The following is a 16,149-nucleotide window of genomic DNA, read 5'->3' on the forward strand; positions in this document are numbered from 1 at the left end:
GGGGTGCGCGGAGGGGGCGGGAATTCCCATCCTCCCGGCGGGAGTGCTGCTCGAGAGGCCCGCCGCGGGGCCCGGGAAACGGGGGAGAGGACATGGCTTGCCAGGACCTGAAGGGCAAGGTCGCCATCGTGACGGGGGCGTCGAGCGGAGTGGGCTGGCAGGCGGCGGTGCGGCTGGGCGAGGCGGGGGTGAAGCTGTGCATCACCGCGCGCCGGGTGGAGGCGTTGGAGAAGCTGCGCCACGAGCTGAACGAGAAGGGCGTGGAGTGCATCTCGGTACCCGGAGACGTGACGGTGCTGGCGGACGTGGAGCAGGTGGTGCGCGAGTGCGTGACGCACTACGGCCGGGTGGACATCCTGGTGAACGACGCGGCGGTGCAGTCGTACGGCTTCTTCGACGAGCTGCCGTGGGAGCACCTCATCCGGACCTTCGACATCAACGTGTTTGGCTTCATGCGCTTCGCGAGGGCGGTGCTGCCGCACTTCAAGCAGCAGGGCAGCGGGCACATCCTCAACGTGCAGTCGATGCTGTCCAAGGGCTCGGCGCCGCTGCTGGCGGCGTACAGCTCGAGCAAGCACGCGACGCTCGGGTGGGCGAAGTGCCTGGAGATGGAGTTGGTGGGCACGGGCATCCAGGTGTCGAACGTGCTGGTGCCCTCGGTGGCGACGAACATGTTCACGCACGCGCCGACGATGTTTGGTTTGGCGCCCAAGCCGGTGCCACCGACGTATGACCCGGACGTGGCGGCGCGAGCGGTGGTGCGGTGCGCGCTGAGGCCGGGGAGGACGGTGGTGCCGGTGTTCCTCGGAGGGCGGTTGCTGTTGTGGGTGAACGCGCTCTTCCCGAAGGTGGGCAAGGCGCTGATGGGCCGGTTCGGCGCGCGGATGCAGATGCGGGACGAACCCGTCGATCGGCCCGAGGGCAATCTCTTCCAGCCGGTGGCGCAGGGCGTGGGCCCGTACGGACCGGTGCCTCCGACGCCCCTGTGGAAGAGGCTGTCGGCGACGGCGGGCCTCGCCGCGCTGGTGGGCGGCGTGGTGCTGGGCGTGGCGGGACTGGCTCGCGCGGCACGCTGAGCGGACGCGGGGACCCTACCTCTCTCGTCAAGTCTTCCTGTAGAATGTGAGCAGTCAGGCGGGAAGGCCTGCACGGGGAGGAGCGATGGCGAAGGGAAAGCGTCCGGCCACCTACGAGGACATCGAGGCTCTGCCGCCCGGATGGGTGGGGGAGATCATTGATGACGAGCTGTGGGCATTCCCACGGCCGGCGAGATGGCATGCGTGGGTGGCCTCGGAACTCGGAGTGGAGCTGGGGCGCGCCTTCGGCGTAAGGAGGCGAGGGCCGGATGGCTGGTGGTTCGTGGATGAGCCGGAGCTACACTTCGGCCGACAGGTGCTGGTGCCGGACCTGGCGGGCTGGCGCTACGAACGGGCTCCCGGGTTGCTTGAGCGGAATGAGCCCTTCTTCGACCTGGCGCCCGACTGGGTCTGCGAGGTGTTGTCGCCCTCGACGGCGGCGTTGGACCGGGGGCGCAAGCTGGCCCTCTATCACCAGGAGGGCGTGAGCCACGCGTGGCTGGTGGACCCGAGGGCCCGTACCTTGGAAGTCTACCGTCGCGGGAAGAAGCGCTGGAAGCTCGCTGCGAGCCACGGAGGCGAGGACGTGGTCCGTGCCGAGCCATTCGACGCCGAGCCGCTGGACCTGGGGTGGCTCTGGTCGCCCGGGTCCACGCCAGCACCCGGACCCTGATGCCTTGGAGTGATGCTCACTCCTCCGATTCTTCCATCGCCTCCAGTTCCTCGATCGTGGGGGAGCGGATGAGGACCCACTCTCCGTCGCGCACGCGTGTGACGCTGTGGCGAGCGCCTGCGACCTCCAGCACTGTTTCATAAGGGAGGGTTGGCTGGGTTCGTAGCCAGGCCAGAGCCTCGTCCCGGGTAGCGAAGGAGCGCAGGGGTTTCGGCCAGGCCTCTTCGTTGTTGAAGGCCTTGACGAACTCCCAGAAGTCATTCGTCCGGCCGATGCGCCGGATGAAGTGGAGCGCCAGGGCTGCGGTCTCGATGGTGGCGACCGTTTCCGGCTCGCGCGTGTGCCGCCCGTCCAGTGTCTCGAGGGAGTTCAGGAGGTCTTCCCACGTGGAATCCATATCACCCGTACCTATCCCACAAGTTGGAGTCATCGAGCTACCTTCGAGGTGGTGCGTGGAATAGAATCCACCGGGCATGCACTCCTGCACTCCCACCCTGGTATCCAGGGTCGTTGTCATGCTTCTGCCCCTCCTGCTGCCGTGTGTCACGCAGGCGGAGCCCACGTCGTGGCGCCACGTCGTTCTCTCCGAGCTACCACCGGGCCACCTGGCCGAGATCCGGATCGCCGCCGACGTCCCCACGTTGGTGCGCTTCGAATCCGAGCTCGACCCGGCTGGGACGCGGCTCCAGGAGCAGGGCCCATCTCTCTTCGAATCGTTGGACGTCTCCGGCCGGTTGTTGCTGCTCCACCCCTCGGCGGGCGCGTGGCTATGGCCACGCCTGCACCTCCAGGTCCGGCGGATGGACGGCACGAGCCTGACTTTCGTGCTCGTCCCGAGTCCTCCCGCCCTGGCGGATGCGCAGGTGGACGTGTTCCTCCATCCGTTCTCACCCGGAGCGCTGCGGGCCGCTCTTGAGAAGGTGAGTGCCGAGCATGAGGCGCTCAAGCTTCGGTACGCGCGATCCGCAGTCGAGCTCGCGCGCTACCGTGACGACGAGTTCAATCCCGACGTCGCCCTCGCGGTGCTGCTGCTCGACGACGAGGCCTCCTCCTCTTTGCTGAAGGAGAAACCCCTTGAGGTTTCCAATACGGAACTCCGAGCATTGCTCTGGTTCGTGCGCCTCGCCGGCCGTTCGGCCTACGTCTTCCTGGTGACGAACCGTCACCGCACGGTGAACTGGACACCGGATGGGGCGGGGATCCTCCATGGCCCGGCTCGGGAGCCCCTGCCCGTCATCGTCCGTGCCCGGCCATCCATCCTCCCGCCCGGAGGAAGTGGGCGGGTCGTGCTGGTCACCCGGACGCCGCCCTCCGCGGACAAGGAACGCTACGACGTCCAGATTCTGGGACCGGAGGGGCCCAACTGGCAGCTTTGCTACTCTGGTGCGAAGCTTTGAGCTTTGGCGCCTTCCCGTGCCAGCTCTCCACGCAGAGGCCCACAGCCATGTTCCCGAGGAGAAGTCTCTACTTGTTCGTACTGAGCGCGCTGACCGCGCTGTGCTCCGGATGCTCCGGCGTCCGTGTGAGTCCTGATGGAACTCCCCTGCCCCAGGACTGCCCCCGCGAGGCCCTCGAGGCCATGGCGGAGATGGGAATCGGGCCGAGTGCGTCGATTGAGTCCATGTCGGTCATCATGGATGAGCGGTGGGGCGAGAGCGGCAAGACGCGCCTGGTGGAGGGGCCTGTCGTGGGCTACCTGTACGAGCCCTACAGGCAATTGCCCAGGAGGACCCGGCTGTTCGGGCAGGTCTGGACGGGGGGCGAAATGGTCATCGTCCGCTATGACGCGATCCAGGTTCCTGGAGGGAGCCGGAGGCCCATCTGCGCCGAGGCCGATGACAGCGGCGGGCAGGAGAAGGATCCGGCGTCTCCCAGGGGCGTGGCCATCATCCCGGACAATGTCGCCGCCGTCAGGCTGGTCGCGCGCTACGGCGAGATCGATCCCTCCCGGCCGCCTGGCCGGTTGTACATCTACCGGGACATCAATGATCTGCCGCCGAAAGTGCGTGAGCGGTTGAAGAAGTGAGACCTCGCTCAGGACAGAGAGCGATGGAGGAAAACGACGAGAAGGCAGAAGGGATAGGCCAACAGGCAGCTGTACAAGACCTGCAAGGGCGTCAGCTTCCTGTTGTCGATCTCTCCGCGAGCCGGGCTCTGTCGATCTCTCTGCCTCAAGAGCCAACCCAGCCCGAAGGCGACGAGCCCTGAGATGATCCATCCGGTCATGCCCGTCATCATCGGCGGGCCGCCCGGGAAATCAAACCGCGAGCCACCCCTGCTGCCCGAGTCCTGGACCTGACGCCGTCACTCCCCTGGGTCGAGCACTTCTGCCCGTTGGTCAGGTCGAGCAGCGCGGTCTGGAGCCGGTATGCGGTAGCGCTTCTCCGTGGAGCCCGGAGTGCTCAAGTCCTCGCCTTCCACGCACCTGGCCGGCGACGGACGTGGAGACATGCAATGACGCTGATGCGTTGCTCCTCCACGACGTAGAAGACTCCATACGGAAAGCGGCGGAGCAGTGCTCGTCTCACACGTGGGTGGACGCGAGCGTGGCTCTCCGGACTGCGTTGGGTGCTCGAAAAACATGCATCGAGAGCCCGAAGAAATTCAGCACCCAGTCCCTTGTCCTGTTGCTCATACCAGCGGGCCGCATCCGTGATGTCGGCCCGCGCGGGTTTGCGGAGCTCGAGCGGGCGTTTCACAGGGAGTCGAGAATGCGTGTCTTGACCACATCCCAGGACTCACCCGCCTCGGGGTTCTCGTCCAACTCGGCCAGCCGCTGCTCGAGTTCCGCCAGTTGGGCCTCGGAGGTCTCCACCTGCTCGGGGTGCGCGGCGACACTGTCCCACAGGTCTTCGGCGAGCTGGATGCGCTCGGCCACACTCAAGTGCAGGAGATCGGAGACGGTCATGCGTGCCATGAGCCCAATGTAGCGCCGACATCCATCATGGCACCACCCGAAGCAGGCCCCCGAGTGTGCTCCTACACTCCCACCGAGCAGCCCTTCCCGTGAGGCAGCCCCGGCGATGTGGACCTGGTGGTGTTGAGAAAGACCCTGGAAGAAGGCGAGTCCCAGGAACGATGGGGCTACGAAGAAGCCTGTCTCGCCCCGGCCTGACCCGATGGACTCATGGCACCCTCGAGCAGCCCGTTGAATCGAGGGGGCTTGCGGATGCCTTCACTCCCCAGGGTCGAGCACTTCCATCAAGGCCTGCCCGTTGGTCAGGTCGAGCAGCGCCTTCTGGAAGGCCTCCAGCCGGGTGACGGGAATCAGGAGCTGATAGCCCACGGTGGCGGCGTACTCCTCGGAGACGACTTCCGCCTCGTGGGCCGGGAGCATCCGGCGGAAGCCATCGACGCTCGGGTACTCGATTTCAACGGAGAGGCGCGCCTTGCTCACGCGCTCGGAGGTGGGGAGGTGCTCGAGGCCCTGCTGGACGCAGCCGGTATAGGCCCGCACCAGCCCGCCCTTGCCCAGGAGCGTGCCGCCGAAGTAGCGGGTGACGACGACGGCCACGTCTCCCACGTTGCCGTGGAGCAGGGCCGTCAGCATCGGCCGGCCCGCGGTCCCGTGCGGCTCGCCGTCATCGCTCATTCCCGCCATGCCCGTGGAGCCGGGAGGGCCCACCACGTACGCCCAGCAGTTGTGGTTGGCATCGGGGAACTCGTCGCGGACACGGGCGATGAACGCCTTGGCCTCCTCCACCGTCGGCGCGGGGGCCACTGTGGTGATGAAGCGGCTGCGTTGCAGCTCCTGCTCCACCCGGTGGATGCGTGCCGGTATGCGGTAACGCGCGTTCTTCGACATGGACCCACGCTCTTGGCAGTGTCGAGACTTCTACTCCAACTCCTTCGGAAGCTGAGAGGCTCACGCCATGCCCACGATGACTCGACTGATGCGCGGGACCAGGCCCTCTGGGCCGATCATGGCGGAGCGCCGGTTCGAGAGCGCTGGCGGCTCGGGTCCGCGTGCCTCCATCCGCGTCCGTGCACCGGTCAAGGATTCACGAACCGGTAACTACAAGTGCAGCGTGGAGTGGGTCCACTCGGGGGAGAAGGAACTGTTCGAACTCTGGGGGATCGATTCGATGCAGGCGCTGCAGCTTGCGATCCGAGCTGCTGGAGACCTGGTGAAGGGAGCCGAGGGTGACCTCCGCTGGGTGGGAAGTGATGACGGCTACCTGGGGTTTCCCAGGACGTACCCGGAGTTTCTTCCCAAGGCACTTTTGCGAAAGCTGGAACGCATGATCGACCGTGAGCTCGCCGCCCATACGCGCAAGAGCGAAGCGGAGCGCAAGCGGCGGCAGCGCGAGCAGACGCGGACCCGGGCCCCACGGAGAACGCCCGGCACTCGCCGGGCGAAGCTGCCGTAGCGCCAGGGCCGTGGCGCCAGAGAGCTGCTGCCAGCTCAGTGGATCCGCAGGGTCAGCTTGCCCAGGTGGTGCTGGAGCACCTCCTTCTGGGCCCGGACCGCCTCCTCCATCGCGTAGACATGGCCGATCTCCACGTGGAAGGGCCCCGCCTCGATGAGCTCGTTGAGCCGCTCGAGCGTCTTCTGGCTGGGGACGCCGTCGTAGGCGATGACCTCGACGCCCTCGGGGCCCTGGGGGATGGGCTCCACGCCGTTCGGGTAGGCGATGCGGCCGCCCTGGCGCACGTGCTTCAGCGCGCTCAGGCAGCGGTCATTGCACGCCAGCACCAGCGCCGCGTCGAGCCCGTCCGGTGAGAAGTCCCGGCAGGCCTTCTCCACCTCCCCGTGGTGGCCCTCGACGACCGCTTCCGCGCCGAGCCGGCGGGCCAGCTCCACCCCGTCCTCGCCCGAGGCGACCGCCAGCACCCGGGCTCCCAGGCGCCGGGCGAGCTGCACCGCGAGGTGCCCCACTCCTCCGCTCGCACCGAAGATGAGCAGGCGTTGCCCCGCCTGGAGCCGCAGCTGGTCCTCGAGCCCTTGCAGCGCGGTGACGCCGTCCGCCGCCAGCGCCGCCGCCTGCTCCACCTTCATCCCCTTGGGAATGCGTGCCGCGTGCTTCTCCTTCACCACGGTGAACTCCGCGTAGAAGCCTCCCTTGGGGCTCAGGAACGCGATGGCGTAGACGCGGTCCCCCACCTTGAAGCGCCGCACGTTGCTGCCCACGGCCATCACCTCCCCCGCGCCGTCGGTGCCGGGCACGTAGGGGAACTGGGGCGTGCCTTCCATCATCCCGGCCATCTCCCCTTCCCGCTCCAGGGAGTCCCAGACACCCACCCCCGCTCCCTCGACGCGGATGAGGATTTCATCGTCCCCGCACGTGGGCACGGGGACCGTCTTGATGCCGAGCACCTCCGGGCCGCCGAAGCGGTCGAGCGCCGCGGCCTTCATCTTGTCGGGAATGGAGGGGGCCATGGTGAGACTCCTTCTGGGTGAAGCCGGTTCACGCAGAGGATGGGCACTCCCCAGGGCCCCGGCAGGGCCCGGCAGGCCGCACGGGGAGCGGGTGCTGTTGAAGCGGCTGCGTTGCAGCTCCTGCTCCACCCGGGGAAGGTGGGCCGGTATGCGGTAGCGCTTCTCGCCCATCCGCTTCATCCTTCTCCGTGGTTTCTACCTGCTCGGACTGCGCGGAGACGGTCATCCGCTTCATCGCCCTACTGTGGTGCCGAGGATCTGGCACGTGCTCGAATCCTCGTGCGGTCATTCTTCCCGATCAGCAATGCACTCCAAACCCATTTGGACGCCGTGGCTGTGTCTGCTGCTGGTAACGGCATGTGCGACGGATGCCAGCCAGGCACCGCCCCGAAGCGTGCCCCCCTTTCCTTCGAGTCCGCGTAGCCACATACAAGTGCGTCTGGAGAGCGGAGACGGCCCGCCCCTCATCCTTTTCGCACCGCCCAGGCGGGCACCCGTCGAGGTGACTCAGGCGCAGCTCGAGGCGGCCCTGGTGCGGTTGGTGGACGGCCTGAAGCTACCTCCCCGCCCGGTGAATCGCGTGGAGCTCCTCTCGATGGGTGGGCCTGGGGCGGAAGACGAGCAGGCTGCACTCACTCGCAGCTACCTGCGCTGGTGCGAGCGGAGGGGCAGCGTGGGCGACTGTCTTTCTCTCTTGGTGGAGGGCCCCTACCTCGGGCTCGAGGCGAGGCGCACACTGGCGCTTCACCTCGCCATGGGCGCCGTGTGGGAAGGTGCGGTGCTGGCGGTGGAGGGGATGGTGAGCAGGGAGGCGCTGGAGGTGGCGGTCATGTCCACGTTGGCCGGTGTGTTGGCGGTGTTGCTCATCCCGGAGCCGACGATGAAGGTCGTGGCCATGGCGTTCACCTGCTATCTGGTGGGCTACCTGGGGCTGGACGTGGTGTGGGGCTTGCTGGAGGGCTGGGGGCGGTTGGAACAGGAGGCCGCGCGTGCGCACACCTTCGTGCAACTGCGGGAAGTGGCCGAGCGCTTTGGACGGATGCTGGGGGAGAAGTCGTCACGGGTGCTGGTGATGCTGGCGGCTGCGGCCATGGGGTCGACAGCGAGCCTGGTGATGAAGGGGCCGGGGCTGCCGGGCTTTTCGCGGGCGGCGGTGACGGCCGAGATGCAGATGGGCGTCAATCTGACGGCAGTCGCCGAGGTGCGGGCGGTGACCGTGGGGATCGCGCAAGGTTCCCTCACGTTGAGCCTGGCGCCGGGGGCGCTTGCCATGGCTTCGCGAGGGACGGGGCAGTCCAGCAGCGTTCCGTCCCCCGCTCCGAGCGGCTACCGGCTGCAGTCCATCGAGCCATGGCGCAGACCCAGGTTCACCAGTGATGGCCGGCTCATCCCGTACAAGAACACGAGGAATCCGCCCAATCCCATCATCAATCTGGGGCGCAACCGTGCGGGGCAGACGATCTCCGACGGCAAGACCACCATCAAGTTCGACAAGGATGGCTTCCCCGAGTTCGACTCAAAGTTCGAGACCCTCCTGGACGATATCCACATGGGTAGCAGGGATCGCCTCGCGCACTACAAAGCGGCGAATCAGAAGCTCGCCTCGTCGATCAGACAAGACCCTGCGTTGGGGAGGCTCCTCGGACTGGGCCCTGAAGATATCGAAAAACTGGCTACATCCATCAAGGCCCCAGATGGGTATACATGGCACCATCACCAGGATGTTGGGAGGATGCAGCTCATTCTGACCCGCGCCCATCAGCTCGCTGCTCCTCACACCGGGGGAATGGCCATCTGGGGAGGAGGCCCATAGCCATGGTGATTCGATGGGAGCCGTACGTGTGGGACGCGCCTCGTCCCGCGGATCCGCGAGACCTCGAAATCCTCGAGCAGCAATGGGGCGTGAGGCTTCCGATGGACTACAGGAGCCTCGTCCTGTCGCACCAGGGAATGACTCCCGAGCCTTCCGCTTTCAAGGCCGGCGCGGGCAGGGACGTCTTCTGCGTCCTCCTGACGCTCAGCACGGATGAGGAGCGGGAGGAATACTCCATTCGCAGGGTGTACGGCATCTTGAAGCCCTTCGTTCCAGCGGGGCTCTTCCCCTTCGCGCTCACTCCTGGCGGAGAGTTCCTCTGCTTCGACTACAGGGCCTCTCCTGGCTCTCCGCGGATCGCCCTCGTATCGGTGGAGATGTCCATCTCCGCCGTGGCAGACGGCTTCAGTGAGTTCCTGAGCAATCTGTCCGACGGTTGATTCCAAAGAGCAAGTCGCTCGAATGCCTCGGCCCTACGCCCCTGGGCGCTCGCTCATGGGGCAGCGCGGGTAGGTGAGGTTCTGCGCGGTGTTGATGAGGGCCACGTGGCTGAAGGCCTGGGGGAAGTTGCCCAGTTGCCGTTTGGTGCGCGGGTCGTACTCCTCGGCGAGCAGGCCCACGTCGTTGCACAGCGAGAGCAGCCGCTCGAAGAGGGCACGCGCCTCGTCCTGCCGGCACATGAGCGTGAGCGCGTCCGCGAGCCAGAACGAGCACGCCAGGAACGTTCCCTCGCCCGGCGGCAGTCCGTCCTCCGCGCGGTTCGTGTCGTAGCGGTGCACCAGCCCGCCCTCGCACAACTCCCGCTGGATGGTGTCCACCGTGCCCACCACGCGCGGATCTCCCGGTGGCAGGAAGCCCAGTTGCGGAATGAGCAGCAGCGCCGCGTCCAACTCCTTGCTGCCGTAGGCCTGCACGAAGCTGCCCCGCCCGGCGTCATAGCCGCGCTCGCACACCTGGGCGTGGATGCGTGCGCGCAGCTCCCTCCAGCGCTCCAGGGGCCCGGGCAGGCGGAAGTGCTCGGCCGACTTGATGGCCCGGTCCACCGCCACCCACGCCATCACCTTCGAATGCGTGAAGTGTTGGGGCGGGCCGCGCACCTCCCAGATGCCCTCGTCGGGGCGCTCCCAGTTGGACTCCAGGAAGTCGAGCAGGTGGCGCTGCAGGTCCCAGCCCTCCTCGCGCGGGGGGACGCCCGTGCGCCGGGCCATGTGGAGGCAGTCGATCACCTCGCCGAAGACGTCGAGCTGGAACTGGCACACGGCCGCGTTGCCCAGCCGCACGGGCTTCGCGCCCTGGTAGCCCGGGAGCCACGGCAGCTCCTGCTCGGTGAGGCGGCGCTCACCGGCAACGCCATACATGATTTGAATCTCATCCGGCTCGCCGGCCACGGCGCGCAGGAGCCAGTCGCGCCAGGCCTGGGCCTCCTGTCGGTAGCCGGCATTGAGCAGGGCGAGCAGCGTGAAGGTGGCGTCGCGCAGCCAGCAGTAGCGGTAGTCCCAGTTGCGCACGCCGCCGAGGGCCTCGGGCAGCGAGGTGGTGACGGCGGCGACGATGCCTCCGGTGGGCGAGTACGTGAGGGCCTTGAGGACGATGAGCGAGCGGAGCACCTGCTCGCGCCAGGGGCCCTCGTAGGTGCAGTGCGAGGACCATTCACGCCACCACGCCTCGGTGTGCTCCGCGGCGGTGGCCGGGTCGATGCAGGGCGGAGCGGGCTCGTGTGAGGGGTGCCAGGCGAGGAGGAAGCGGGCGCGCTGGCCGGCGGAGAGGGAGAAGCCGGCGCGCAGGGTGGCGTCCTCGTTGATGGGGGGCACGTCGGACAGGAGGGTGAGGGCATCGGGCCCGGCCATGGCGGTGAAGCGGCCGTCGACGCGGTGCACCCACGGCGTGCGGCTGCCGTAGCCGAAGCGGATGGAAAGCTCCATGCGCACGGAGACGTGGCCCTCGAGGCACACGGCCTCGCGCACGAGGTCCGGCTCGCGGCCGCGCGGCGGCATGCAGTCGATGACGCGCAGGATGCCGGTCTCCGTTTCGAAGTCCGTCTCCAGCACGAGGGTGCCGGGGCGGTAGCGGCGGCGGACGCGGCGGATGCCTCCCGAGGGGGCGAGCAGCCAGCGGCCATTCTCCTCGGTGCCGAGGAGGGCGGCGAAGCAGGCATCGGAGTCGAAGCGCGGGAGGCAGAGCCAGTCGATGGAGCCATCCTTCCCCACGAGGGCGGCGCTCTGGGTGTCACCGATGAGGGCGTAGTCTTCGATGCAGAGAGGCATTGGCTTTCACTTCCTCACTCGAATTGCGTGACGACGGTGAAGGGGAGGCTCTTGGGCAGGGTGATGGCGGTGGCGGTGGTGCCGGCCTCGGCGTAGACGCCGCCGGGCGCCGAGGAGCCGAGCACGAGGCACACGGGGTAGCTCTGCCCATCCGGCAGGCTCGCCTGGGTGTAGCGGACCTGGACCTTGCCCGTGTCCATCCAGAGCACGCCCTCGACGAGCGTGCCCGCGGGCAGGCCGCCCACGGCGCTCTCCAGGCGGCTCGTCACCCGGCCCTGGCGGTAGACGCCGTAGTCGTTGGGGCCTCCGGGCTGGCTGGCCTCGAGGTGCAGGGTGCCCTGCTGGCCCGGCTCGAGGCCCAGCTTCTTCATGAGCTCGACGGACTCGGGGGCGCAGGTCAGCGGGGGCGCGCTCGTCTTCTCCTTGCCGATCACGACACACGCGCTGAGGGCGAGGGTGCTCGCCGCGATGAGGCAGGGCTTCAGGAAGGGCTGCATGGGTGCTCCTCCGGTGGCGGGGAGCCCATGCAGTACACCCGCGCCGCGCCGGGCCGCCGGGACGCGTCGTGCGGCCGTCGAGCAACGGACGATGCGCTACGTGCCGGAGACGGGCCTCCGATGAGGAGTCCACACCCGGTGGTCCCAGACGAGCGACAGCGCGGTGATGAGCAGGCCCACGATGATGTCGTTGAGGGTGGCGGTGCGGTAGCCGCCGAAGCCCAGGACGAAGGGCGAGACGATGAGCCACACGCCGAGCAGGGTGTTGGCGTAGCGCAACTTGGGGACGGCCATGGCCGCGAGGGCCAGCAGCATGACGCCCAGCCCCACGCACAGGTCATTCAACTGGGCTTCCTGGAGCCGGTAATCGAGCACGAAAGGCGCCGACACCAGCCAGAAGCCCAGGATGACGTTCAACCAGCGAGCCCACATTCGACGCTCCTCCGGACGCTTGCATCGTTGACGGGTTCAAGGTGGGGAGAGAGGGGCACCGGGTGCAACCGAGAGCCCCCCCTCGCTCAGCGGGCGTTCACGCACGGGCCCGGCCGCCTGCCCATGCGGGAGAACGGACGTGGTGACGAGCCCGAAGAGCAGACACTGGAGCGCGAGCCACCGGCGCTCGGCGGAGGACCAAGTGTGCGGAGGCGGGGTGACGCGCAGGCGCGGAAAGGAGAGCCGCTCGAAGAGCCACACGCCTCCACCCAGCAGGAGCCCGTGAAGGGGCGCGGGGCCCGGGAGCGCGGGCCGGAGCCAGCCCTGGAGCAGCCCGAGCGTGGGTCCGTAGAGCCAGCGCAGGGCGAGCCCCCACCGTTGGGCCTCGCGGGAGCGCAGCCGCACACCGAGCCACGCGCGAGCCGCTCGCCTGGCGAGGTTCCTCACCGAGTAGGGAGGCGGATGACCGAGCAGGGAGTCACGGAGGGGCTCGGAGGCGGTGAGGGCCAGGGTCCCGAGCACGCCCGCCCCCAACCCCTGAAGAAGATGCCTGCCCGCCCGCTCGCTCATGGAAGCCTCCGAATCACTCGCGAAGAAAGGTAGGTCTCCGCCCCCTTTGCCTCCGGGAGACAGAACGTTGGCTTCTGGCCGGATGCCTGGATGATCACCGTGTCACCCGGCTCATTCGGGAGCATATCGGGAGCACCCTGACAGGAGACACGATGCCCCAGTACGACTTCGACTTGTTCACGATTGGCGCGGGCTCGGGCGGAGTGGCGTCGAGCCGCAGGGCGGGCTCGTACGGCGCGCGGGTGGCCATCTGCGATGACAACCGCATCGGCGGCACGTGTGTGCACCGGGGCTGCGTGCCCAAGAAGCTGCTCGTCTACGGCGCCCACTTCCACTCGGAATTCGAGGACGCGGCGGGCTACGGCTGGTCGCTCTCCGAACCCGGCTTCGACTGGAAGAAGCTCCAGGCGGCGAAGGACAAGGAGTTGGAGCGGCTCGACGGGGTGTACCGGCGGCTGCTGAGGGACTCGGGGGTGCAGCTCATCGAGGGCCGGGGCCGGTTGGTGGACGGGCACACCGTGGAAGTGGGGGGCAAGCGTTACACGGCCGAGCGCATCCTGGTGGCCACGGGCTCGTCTCCGTTCCTCCCCGAGGTCCCGGGCATCGAGCACGCCATCTCCTCGGATGGGGCGTTGAGCCTGCCGGAGCTGCCGAAGCGGCTCGCCATCGTGGGAGGGGGCTACATCGGGGTGGAGTTCGCGGGCATCTTCAATGCGCTGGGGGCGAAGGTGATGATCCTCATCCGGGGCGACACGGTGCTGCGCGGCTTCGATGACGACGTCCGCGCGATGCTCACGCAGGAGATGCGCAAGAAGGGCATCGACCTCCGGCCGGAGACCTTCATCCGGGACATCGAGAAGCGGGCGGACGGGACGTTGAGCCTGTTGACGAAGATGGGGGACACGCTCGAGGTGGACGCGGTGCTGTACGCGACGGGGCGGGTGCCGAACACGAAGGGGCTGGGGCTGGAGGAAGTGGGCGTGCGGCTGAATGCGCGGGGGGCGGTGGAGGTGGACGAGTGGTCACGCACGAGCGTGGAGAGCATCTACGCGGTGGGGGACGTGACGGACCGCATCAACCTCACGCCGGTGGCGATCGCCGAGGGGCGCGCGTTGGCGGAGACGCTCTTCCATGACAACCCCACGAAGATGGACCACACGGGGGTGGCATCGGCGGTATTCAGCCAGCCGCCGGTGGGGACGGTGGGGTGTACGGAGCTCGAGGCGCGAGAGCGTCACGGCGAGGTGGACGTCTACGTCTCCAACTTCCGGCCGATGAAGCACACGCTGAGCGGGAGGGACGAGCGGACGATGATGAAGGTGATCGTCGAGCGCGTGAGTGGAAAGGTGTTGGGCTTCCACATGGTGGGAGCGGACGCGCCGGAGATCATCCAGGGGCTGGCGGTGGCGCTGAAGTGTGGGGTGACGAAGAAGCAGCTCGACGCGACGGTGGGCATCCACCCGACGGCGGCCGAGGAGTTCGTGACGATGAGGGACAAGCGTCCGGACCCGGTGGAGACGGCGGCGAGGGAACTGGGGCGCGACGCCCATCAGGGCTGAGCAGAGACACAGGGACACAGAGACACAGGGACACAGGGACACAGGGACACAGTGCCCCACCCAGCCCCCCACCCCTCTCCCCTCGGGAGAGGGACGGGGTGAGGGTGCCCGTCCCCGTGCTCAATTCCGTGAAGAAGACCCCGGGTTCCCCTCGCCACCGAAGGTGGAGCCCGCGGTCAACTGAAGGATGCCCGGGTACGTGAGCTGTCCATGGTGCCCGATGATGTACTGGTAGACAGGCACACGGAGGTTGAGCCCGAGCCGCACGCGCCCCACGGGATACGCGAGCCCCGCGCCGGCGAGCACATCGGTGCGGCCGAGGTTCCCATCCTGCTGGACGAGCCCATCCCAGCGTTCGGGCTGCTCGTTGACGACATCCCCGCTCACGACGAAGCGCAGGCCGCCAACGATGGGCCCCTCGGCGGCGACCCCGGCGGCGAAGCGGCTCCCGCTCTGATAGCCGAACCGGTTCTCCACGAGAGACAACTGGGCCTGACCCCAGACACGACCGCCCCAGGCTCCCCAGGAGCGCGAGGCCTCCAGACCGAGCAGGGGCTGCACGGTGCCGGTGCCAAACTGCACGTGCTGGTGCGGTAGCCCCTGGGCCCCGAGGGCGAACGGATTCTCCACCGTCCCGCCCAGAGGCACGGTCACCCCCAGACGGGCAGCCATGCCCACCTCACCGAGCCGCCACGCATAGCGTCCCATCACCCACGGGTCTCCGAGACCGAACAGCGTCTCATCGCGGTGGTGGATGTTCTCGTAATCGAGCACGAGAGGCGTGCCATCGAGCGCGGTGAAGCGCACGGTGGTCGCGCTCAAGCGCAGGGGGAGCTGCACCTCCACGCCGAGGGCATCGGTAATCCCGTGCTCCAGGGTGGCGCGCAGCTCGGCGACGGTGAAGTACTGGTCATGGAGCTGGGGAGGCTCATCCCGCACCTGGCAGATGGGGCCGATGTCCGGGCATTCGGACGGATGCACCACGTGCACGGAGGTGGCGAGGGTGGACAGGGACACGCCGGTTTCTCCGGCGCGAAGGGTGGAAAGGGAGTCCCTCCCGACCGGGAGGTTGGGATTGCTTCAACCCGCGCAGGCGGCGGCGCGGTTGGGAATGGCGAGCCCCAGCAGGCCCACGGCGACGGGCACCCACCTCATCGCGCACCGCCCTCGGCGAGCGCCGCGTCGAGCGCGGCCAGGTCGAATCCCTTCACGGTGCGCACGAGCTTCCCGTCCTTCCCGTACACGACGAGGTACGGGAGGTTCTCCACCTGCCCGAGGTGGCGCTTCGCCAGGGGCGAGTCCCACGAGACGACGTTGAGCTTGCGGTAGGCGATGTCCCGGCGGGCGTTGAGCAGGGCGAACATGTGGGCATCCACCTTGCGGCAGGGGGGGCACCAGTCGGCGTAGAAGTCGAAGACGGTGACCTTGCCGGGCACGGCGTGGGGGGCGAAGCTCGGGCACGTCCTCGCCCTCGTGGGAGAGCTTCACCAGGTCCGCGCCGGGGGCGAGCACGGGGAGGGGCTCGAAGGACAGGTCCGGGTGGCACGTGAAGCACTGGGACTCGGGGACGCCGTGCTCGCCGCACCAGTCCTTGGCGGCCTGGAAGCGGGGGACGAGCTCGGGGTTGCACCGGGTGCAGTTCTCCTGGGGGACGCGGTGCTCGCAGAAGGCGGCGTCCTGGGAGGAGGCGACGCTCAGGGAGGTGAGGTTGCCGTGGGCGGAGGGCGTCGTGGCGCACCCGGCGGCGGCGAGGCCCCCGAGAATGCACAGGGGGACGCACAGGGTCTTCATCAAGCGCATGGTCTGCTCATCCGCGAGGGCTTCAGGCCCCGGCGGAAACGAATGGGTTGAACGGAATTCGAGACCGAACCCCGGAAAGAAAGAA

19 protein-coding genes are annotated in these 16,149 nt (G+C 68.1%); 8 read left to right on the top strand and 11 right to left on the bottom strand.

All coding sequences use genetic code 11. The annotated features are described in order from the left end of the window. Positions 1-92: 92 nt before the first annotated feature. Positions 93-1,076 (top strand): SDR family NAD(P)-dependent oxidoreductase, encoded by a 984-nt coding sequence (locus ACN28I_RS30985; protein WP_420945522.1) that lies wholly within the window; start codon positions 93-95, stop codon positions 1,074-1,076. An 85-nt stretch (positions 1,077-1,161) separates the two neighbouring features. After that, entirely contained in the window at positions 1,162-1,749 is a 588-nt protein-coding gene (locus ACN28I_RS30990; RefSeq protein WP_420945523.1) for a Uma2 family endonuclease, read from the top strand. 16 nt (positions 1,750-1,765) lie between these two features. Here the strand turns inward: ACN28I_RS30990 and ACN28I_RS30995 are convergent, their stop codons facing one another. Continuing rightward, positions 1,766-2,146 (bottom strand): hypothetical protein, encoded by a 381-nt coding sequence (locus ACN28I_RS30995; RefSeq protein ID WP_420945524.1) that lies wholly within the window; start codon positions 2,144-2,146, stop codon positions 1,766-1,768. 118 nt (positions 2,147-2,264) lie between these two features. On the opposite strand from ACN28I_RS30995, the gene ACN28I_RS31000 reads away from it, so the two are divergent. Further along, a complete protein-coding gene (locus ACN28I_RS31000) occupies positions 2,265-3,146 on the top strand; it encodes a DUF2381 family protein (RefSeq protein WP_420945525.1) in 882 nt (293 codons plus the stop codon). Positions 3,147-3,271: 125 nt separating this feature from the next. Continuing rightward, the gene (locus ACN28I_RS31005) at positions 3,272-3,775 is read left to right on the top strand and encodes a serine/threonine protein kinase (RefSeq protein WP_420945526.1); all 504 of its coding nucleotides are present in this window, start codon (positions 3,272-3,274) and stop codon (positions 3,773-3,775) included. A gap of 376 nt (positions 3,776-4,151) precedes the next feature. Here the strand turns inward: ACN28I_RS31005 and ACN28I_RS31010 are convergent, their stop codons facing one another. The 3 genes from ACN28I_RS31010 to ACN28I_RS31020 form a co-directional block, all read right to left on the bottom strand. After that, positions 4,152-4,448, bottom strand: a complete 297-nt coding sequence (locus ACN28I_RS31010) for a type II toxin-antitoxin system RelE/ParE family toxin (RefSeq protein ID WP_420945527.1) — start codon at positions 4,446-4,448, stop codon at positions 4,152-4,154. After that, complete coding sequence (locus tag ACN28I_RS31015) at positions 4,445-4,657, bottom strand: addiction module protein (protein ID WP_420945528.1); 213 nt, start codon at positions 4,655-4,657, stop codon at positions 4,445-4,447. The genes ACN28I_RS31010 and ACN28I_RS31015 overlap by 4 nt, the downstream gene beginning before the upstream one ends. 267 nt (positions 4,658-4,924) lie before the next feature. After that, the gene (locus tag ACN28I_RS31020; RefSeq protein WP_420945529.1) at positions 4,925-5,554 is read right to left on the bottom strand and encodes a YigZ family protein; all 630 of its coding nucleotides are present in this window, start codon (positions 5,552-5,554) and stop codon (positions 4,925-4,927) included. 67 nt (positions 5,555-5,621) lie between these two features. Between ACN28I_RS31020 and ACN28I_RS31025 the strand changes: the two genes are divergently transcribed. Next, on the top strand, positions 5,622-6,119 hold the full coding sequence (locus tag ACN28I_RS31025; protein ID WP_420945530.1) for a DUF6968 family protein: 498 nt from the start codon (positions 5,622-5,624) through the stop codon (positions 6,117-6,119). A gap of 35 nt (positions 6,120-6,154) precedes the next feature. On the opposite strand, the gene ACN28I_RS31030 is transcribed toward ACN28I_RS31025, so the two are convergent. Then, positions 6,155-7,129: an NADP-dependent oxidoreductase gene (locus ACN28I_RS31030; protein WP_420945531.1), complete on the bottom strand. Its 975-nt coding sequence runs from the start codon at positions 7,127-7,129 to the stop codon at positions 6,155-6,157. A gap of 541 nt (positions 7,130-7,670) precedes the next feature. Between ACN28I_RS31030 and ACN28I_RS31035 the strand changes: the two genes are divergently transcribed. Next, entirely contained in the window at positions 7,671-8,942 is a 1,272-nt protein-coding gene (locus ACN28I_RS31035; RefSeq protein WP_420945532.1) for an HNH endonuclease, read from the top strand. Between the two features lie 2 nt (positions 8,943-8,944). Continuing rightward, positions 8,945-9,382, top strand: a complete 438-nt coding sequence (locus ACN28I_RS31040) for an SMI1/KNR4 family protein (protein ID WP_420945533.1) — start codon at positions 8,945-8,947, stop codon at positions 9,380-9,382. A 33-nt stretch (positions 9,383-9,415) separates the two neighbouring features. On the opposite strand, the gene ACN28I_RS31045 is transcribed toward ACN28I_RS31040, so the two are convergent. The 4 genes from ACN28I_RS31045 to ACN28I_RS31060 form a co-directional block, all read right to left on the bottom strand. Next, positions 9,416-11,206: a glycoside hydrolase family 15 protein gene (locus ACN28I_RS31045; RefSeq protein WP_420945534.1), complete on the bottom strand. Its 1,791-nt coding sequence runs from the start codon at positions 11,204-11,206 to the stop codon at positions 9,416-9,418. A gap of 14 nt (positions 11,207-11,220) precedes the next feature. Next, positions 11,221-11,703 (bottom strand): hypothetical protein, encoded by a 483-nt coding sequence (locus ACN28I_RS31050; protein ID WP_420945535.1) that lies wholly within the window; start codon positions 11,701-11,703, stop codon positions 11,221-11,223. A gap of 96 nt (positions 11,704-11,799) precedes the next feature. Continuing rightward, positions 11,800-12,135, bottom strand: coding sequence for an SPW repeat protein (locus ACN28I_RS31055; RefSeq protein WP_420945536.1), 336 nt, complete (start codon positions 12,133-12,135; stop codon positions 11,800-11,802). Positions 12,136-12,171: 36 nt separating this feature from the next. Continuing rightward, positions 12,172-12,705 (bottom strand): hypothetical protein, encoded by a 534-nt coding sequence (locus ACN28I_RS31060; RefSeq protein WP_420945537.1) that lies wholly within the window; start codon positions 12,703-12,705, stop codon positions 12,172-12,174. 152 nt (positions 12,706-12,857) lie between these two features. Here ACN28I_RS31060 and gor point away from each other — a divergent pair, with 152 nt between their 5' ends. After that, on the top strand, positions 12,858-14,264 hold the full coding sequence (gene gor / locus ACN28I_RS31065; RefSeq protein WP_420945538.1) for a glutathione-disulfide reductase: 1,407 nt from the start codon (positions 12,858-12,860) through the stop codon (positions 14,262-14,264). Between the two features lie 120 nt (positions 14,265-14,384). On the opposite strand, the gene ACN28I_RS31070 is transcribed toward gor, so the two are convergent. Further along, positions 14,385-15,281: a hypothetical protein gene (locus ACN28I_RS31070; RefSeq protein ID WP_420945539.1), complete on the bottom strand. Its 897-nt coding sequence runs from the start codon at positions 15,279-15,281 to the stop codon at positions 14,385-14,387. A 134-nt stretch (positions 15,282-15,415) separates the two neighbouring features. Then, positions 15,416-15,700 carry a thioredoxin family protein gene (locus ACN28I_RS31075; protein ID WP_420945540.1) on the bottom strand — a complete coding sequence of 95 codons (285 nt, stop codon included), beginning with the start codon at positions 15,698-15,700 and terminating at the stop codon, positions 15,416-15,418. Between the last annotated feature and the right edge of the window lie 449 nt (positions 15,701-16,149).

The sequence above is a fragment of the Archangium gephyra genome (genome assembly GCF_049060025.1).
GTDB classification, from domain to species: Bacteria; Myxococcota; Myxococcia; order Myxococcales; family Myxococcaceae; genus Archangium; species Archangium gephyra_A.

Coding starts and splice junctions, on each gene's coding strand:
- gor (WP_420945538.1), top strand. CDS start 12,858: ATGCCCCAGTACGACTTCGACTTGTTCACGATTGGCGCGGGCTCGGGC.
- ACN28I_RS30995 (WP_420945524.1), bottom strand. CDS start 2,146: ATGGATTCCACGTGGGAAGACCTCCTGAACTCCCTCGAGACACTGGAC.
- ACN28I_RS30985 (WP_420945522.1), top strand. CDS start 93: ATGGCTTGCCAGGACCTGAAGGGCAAGGTCGCCATCGTGACGGGGGCG.
- ACN28I_RS31030 (WP_420945531.1), bottom strand. CDS start 7,129: ATGGCCCCCTCCATTCCCGACAAGATGAAGGCCGCGGCGCTCGACCGC.
- ACN28I_RS31025 (WP_420945530.1), top strand. CDS start 5,622: ATGCCCACGATGACTCGACTGATGCGCGGGACCAGGCCCTCTGGGCCG.
- ACN28I_RS31060 (WP_420945537.1), bottom strand. CDS start 12,705: ATGAGCGAGCGGGCGGGCAGGCATCTTCTTCAGGGGTTGGGGGCGGGC.
- ACN28I_RS31000 (WP_420945525.1), top strand. CDS start 2,265: ATGCTTCTGCCCCTCCTGCTGCCGTGTGTCACGCAGGCGGAGCCCACG.
- ACN28I_RS31040 (WP_420945533.1), top strand. CDS start 8,945: ATGGTGATTCGATGGGAGCCGTACGTGTGGGACGCGCCTCGTCCCGCG.
- ACN28I_RS31015 (WP_420945528.1), bottom strand. CDS start 4,657: ATGACCGTCTCCGATCTCCTGCACTTGAGTGTGGCCGAGCGCATCCAG.
- ACN28I_RS31050 (WP_420945535.1), bottom strand. CDS start 11,703: ATGCAGCCCTTCCTGAAGCCCTGCCTCATCGCGGCGAGCACCCTCGCC.
- ACN28I_RS31045 (WP_420945534.1), bottom strand. CDS start 11,206: ATGCCTCTCTGCATCGAAGACTACGCCCTCATCGGTGACACCCAGAGC.
- ACN28I_RS31020 (WP_420945529.1), bottom strand. CDS start 5,554: ATGTCGAAGAACGCGCGTTACCGCATACCGGCACGCATCCACCGGGTG.
- ACN28I_RS31055 (WP_420945536.1), bottom strand. CDS start 12,135: ATGTGGGCTCGCTGGTTGAACGTCATCCTGGGCTTCTGGCTGGTGTCG.
- ACN28I_RS30990 (WP_420945523.1), top strand. CDS start 1,162: ATGGCGAAGGGAAAGCGTCCGGCCACCTACGAGGACATCGAGGCTCTG.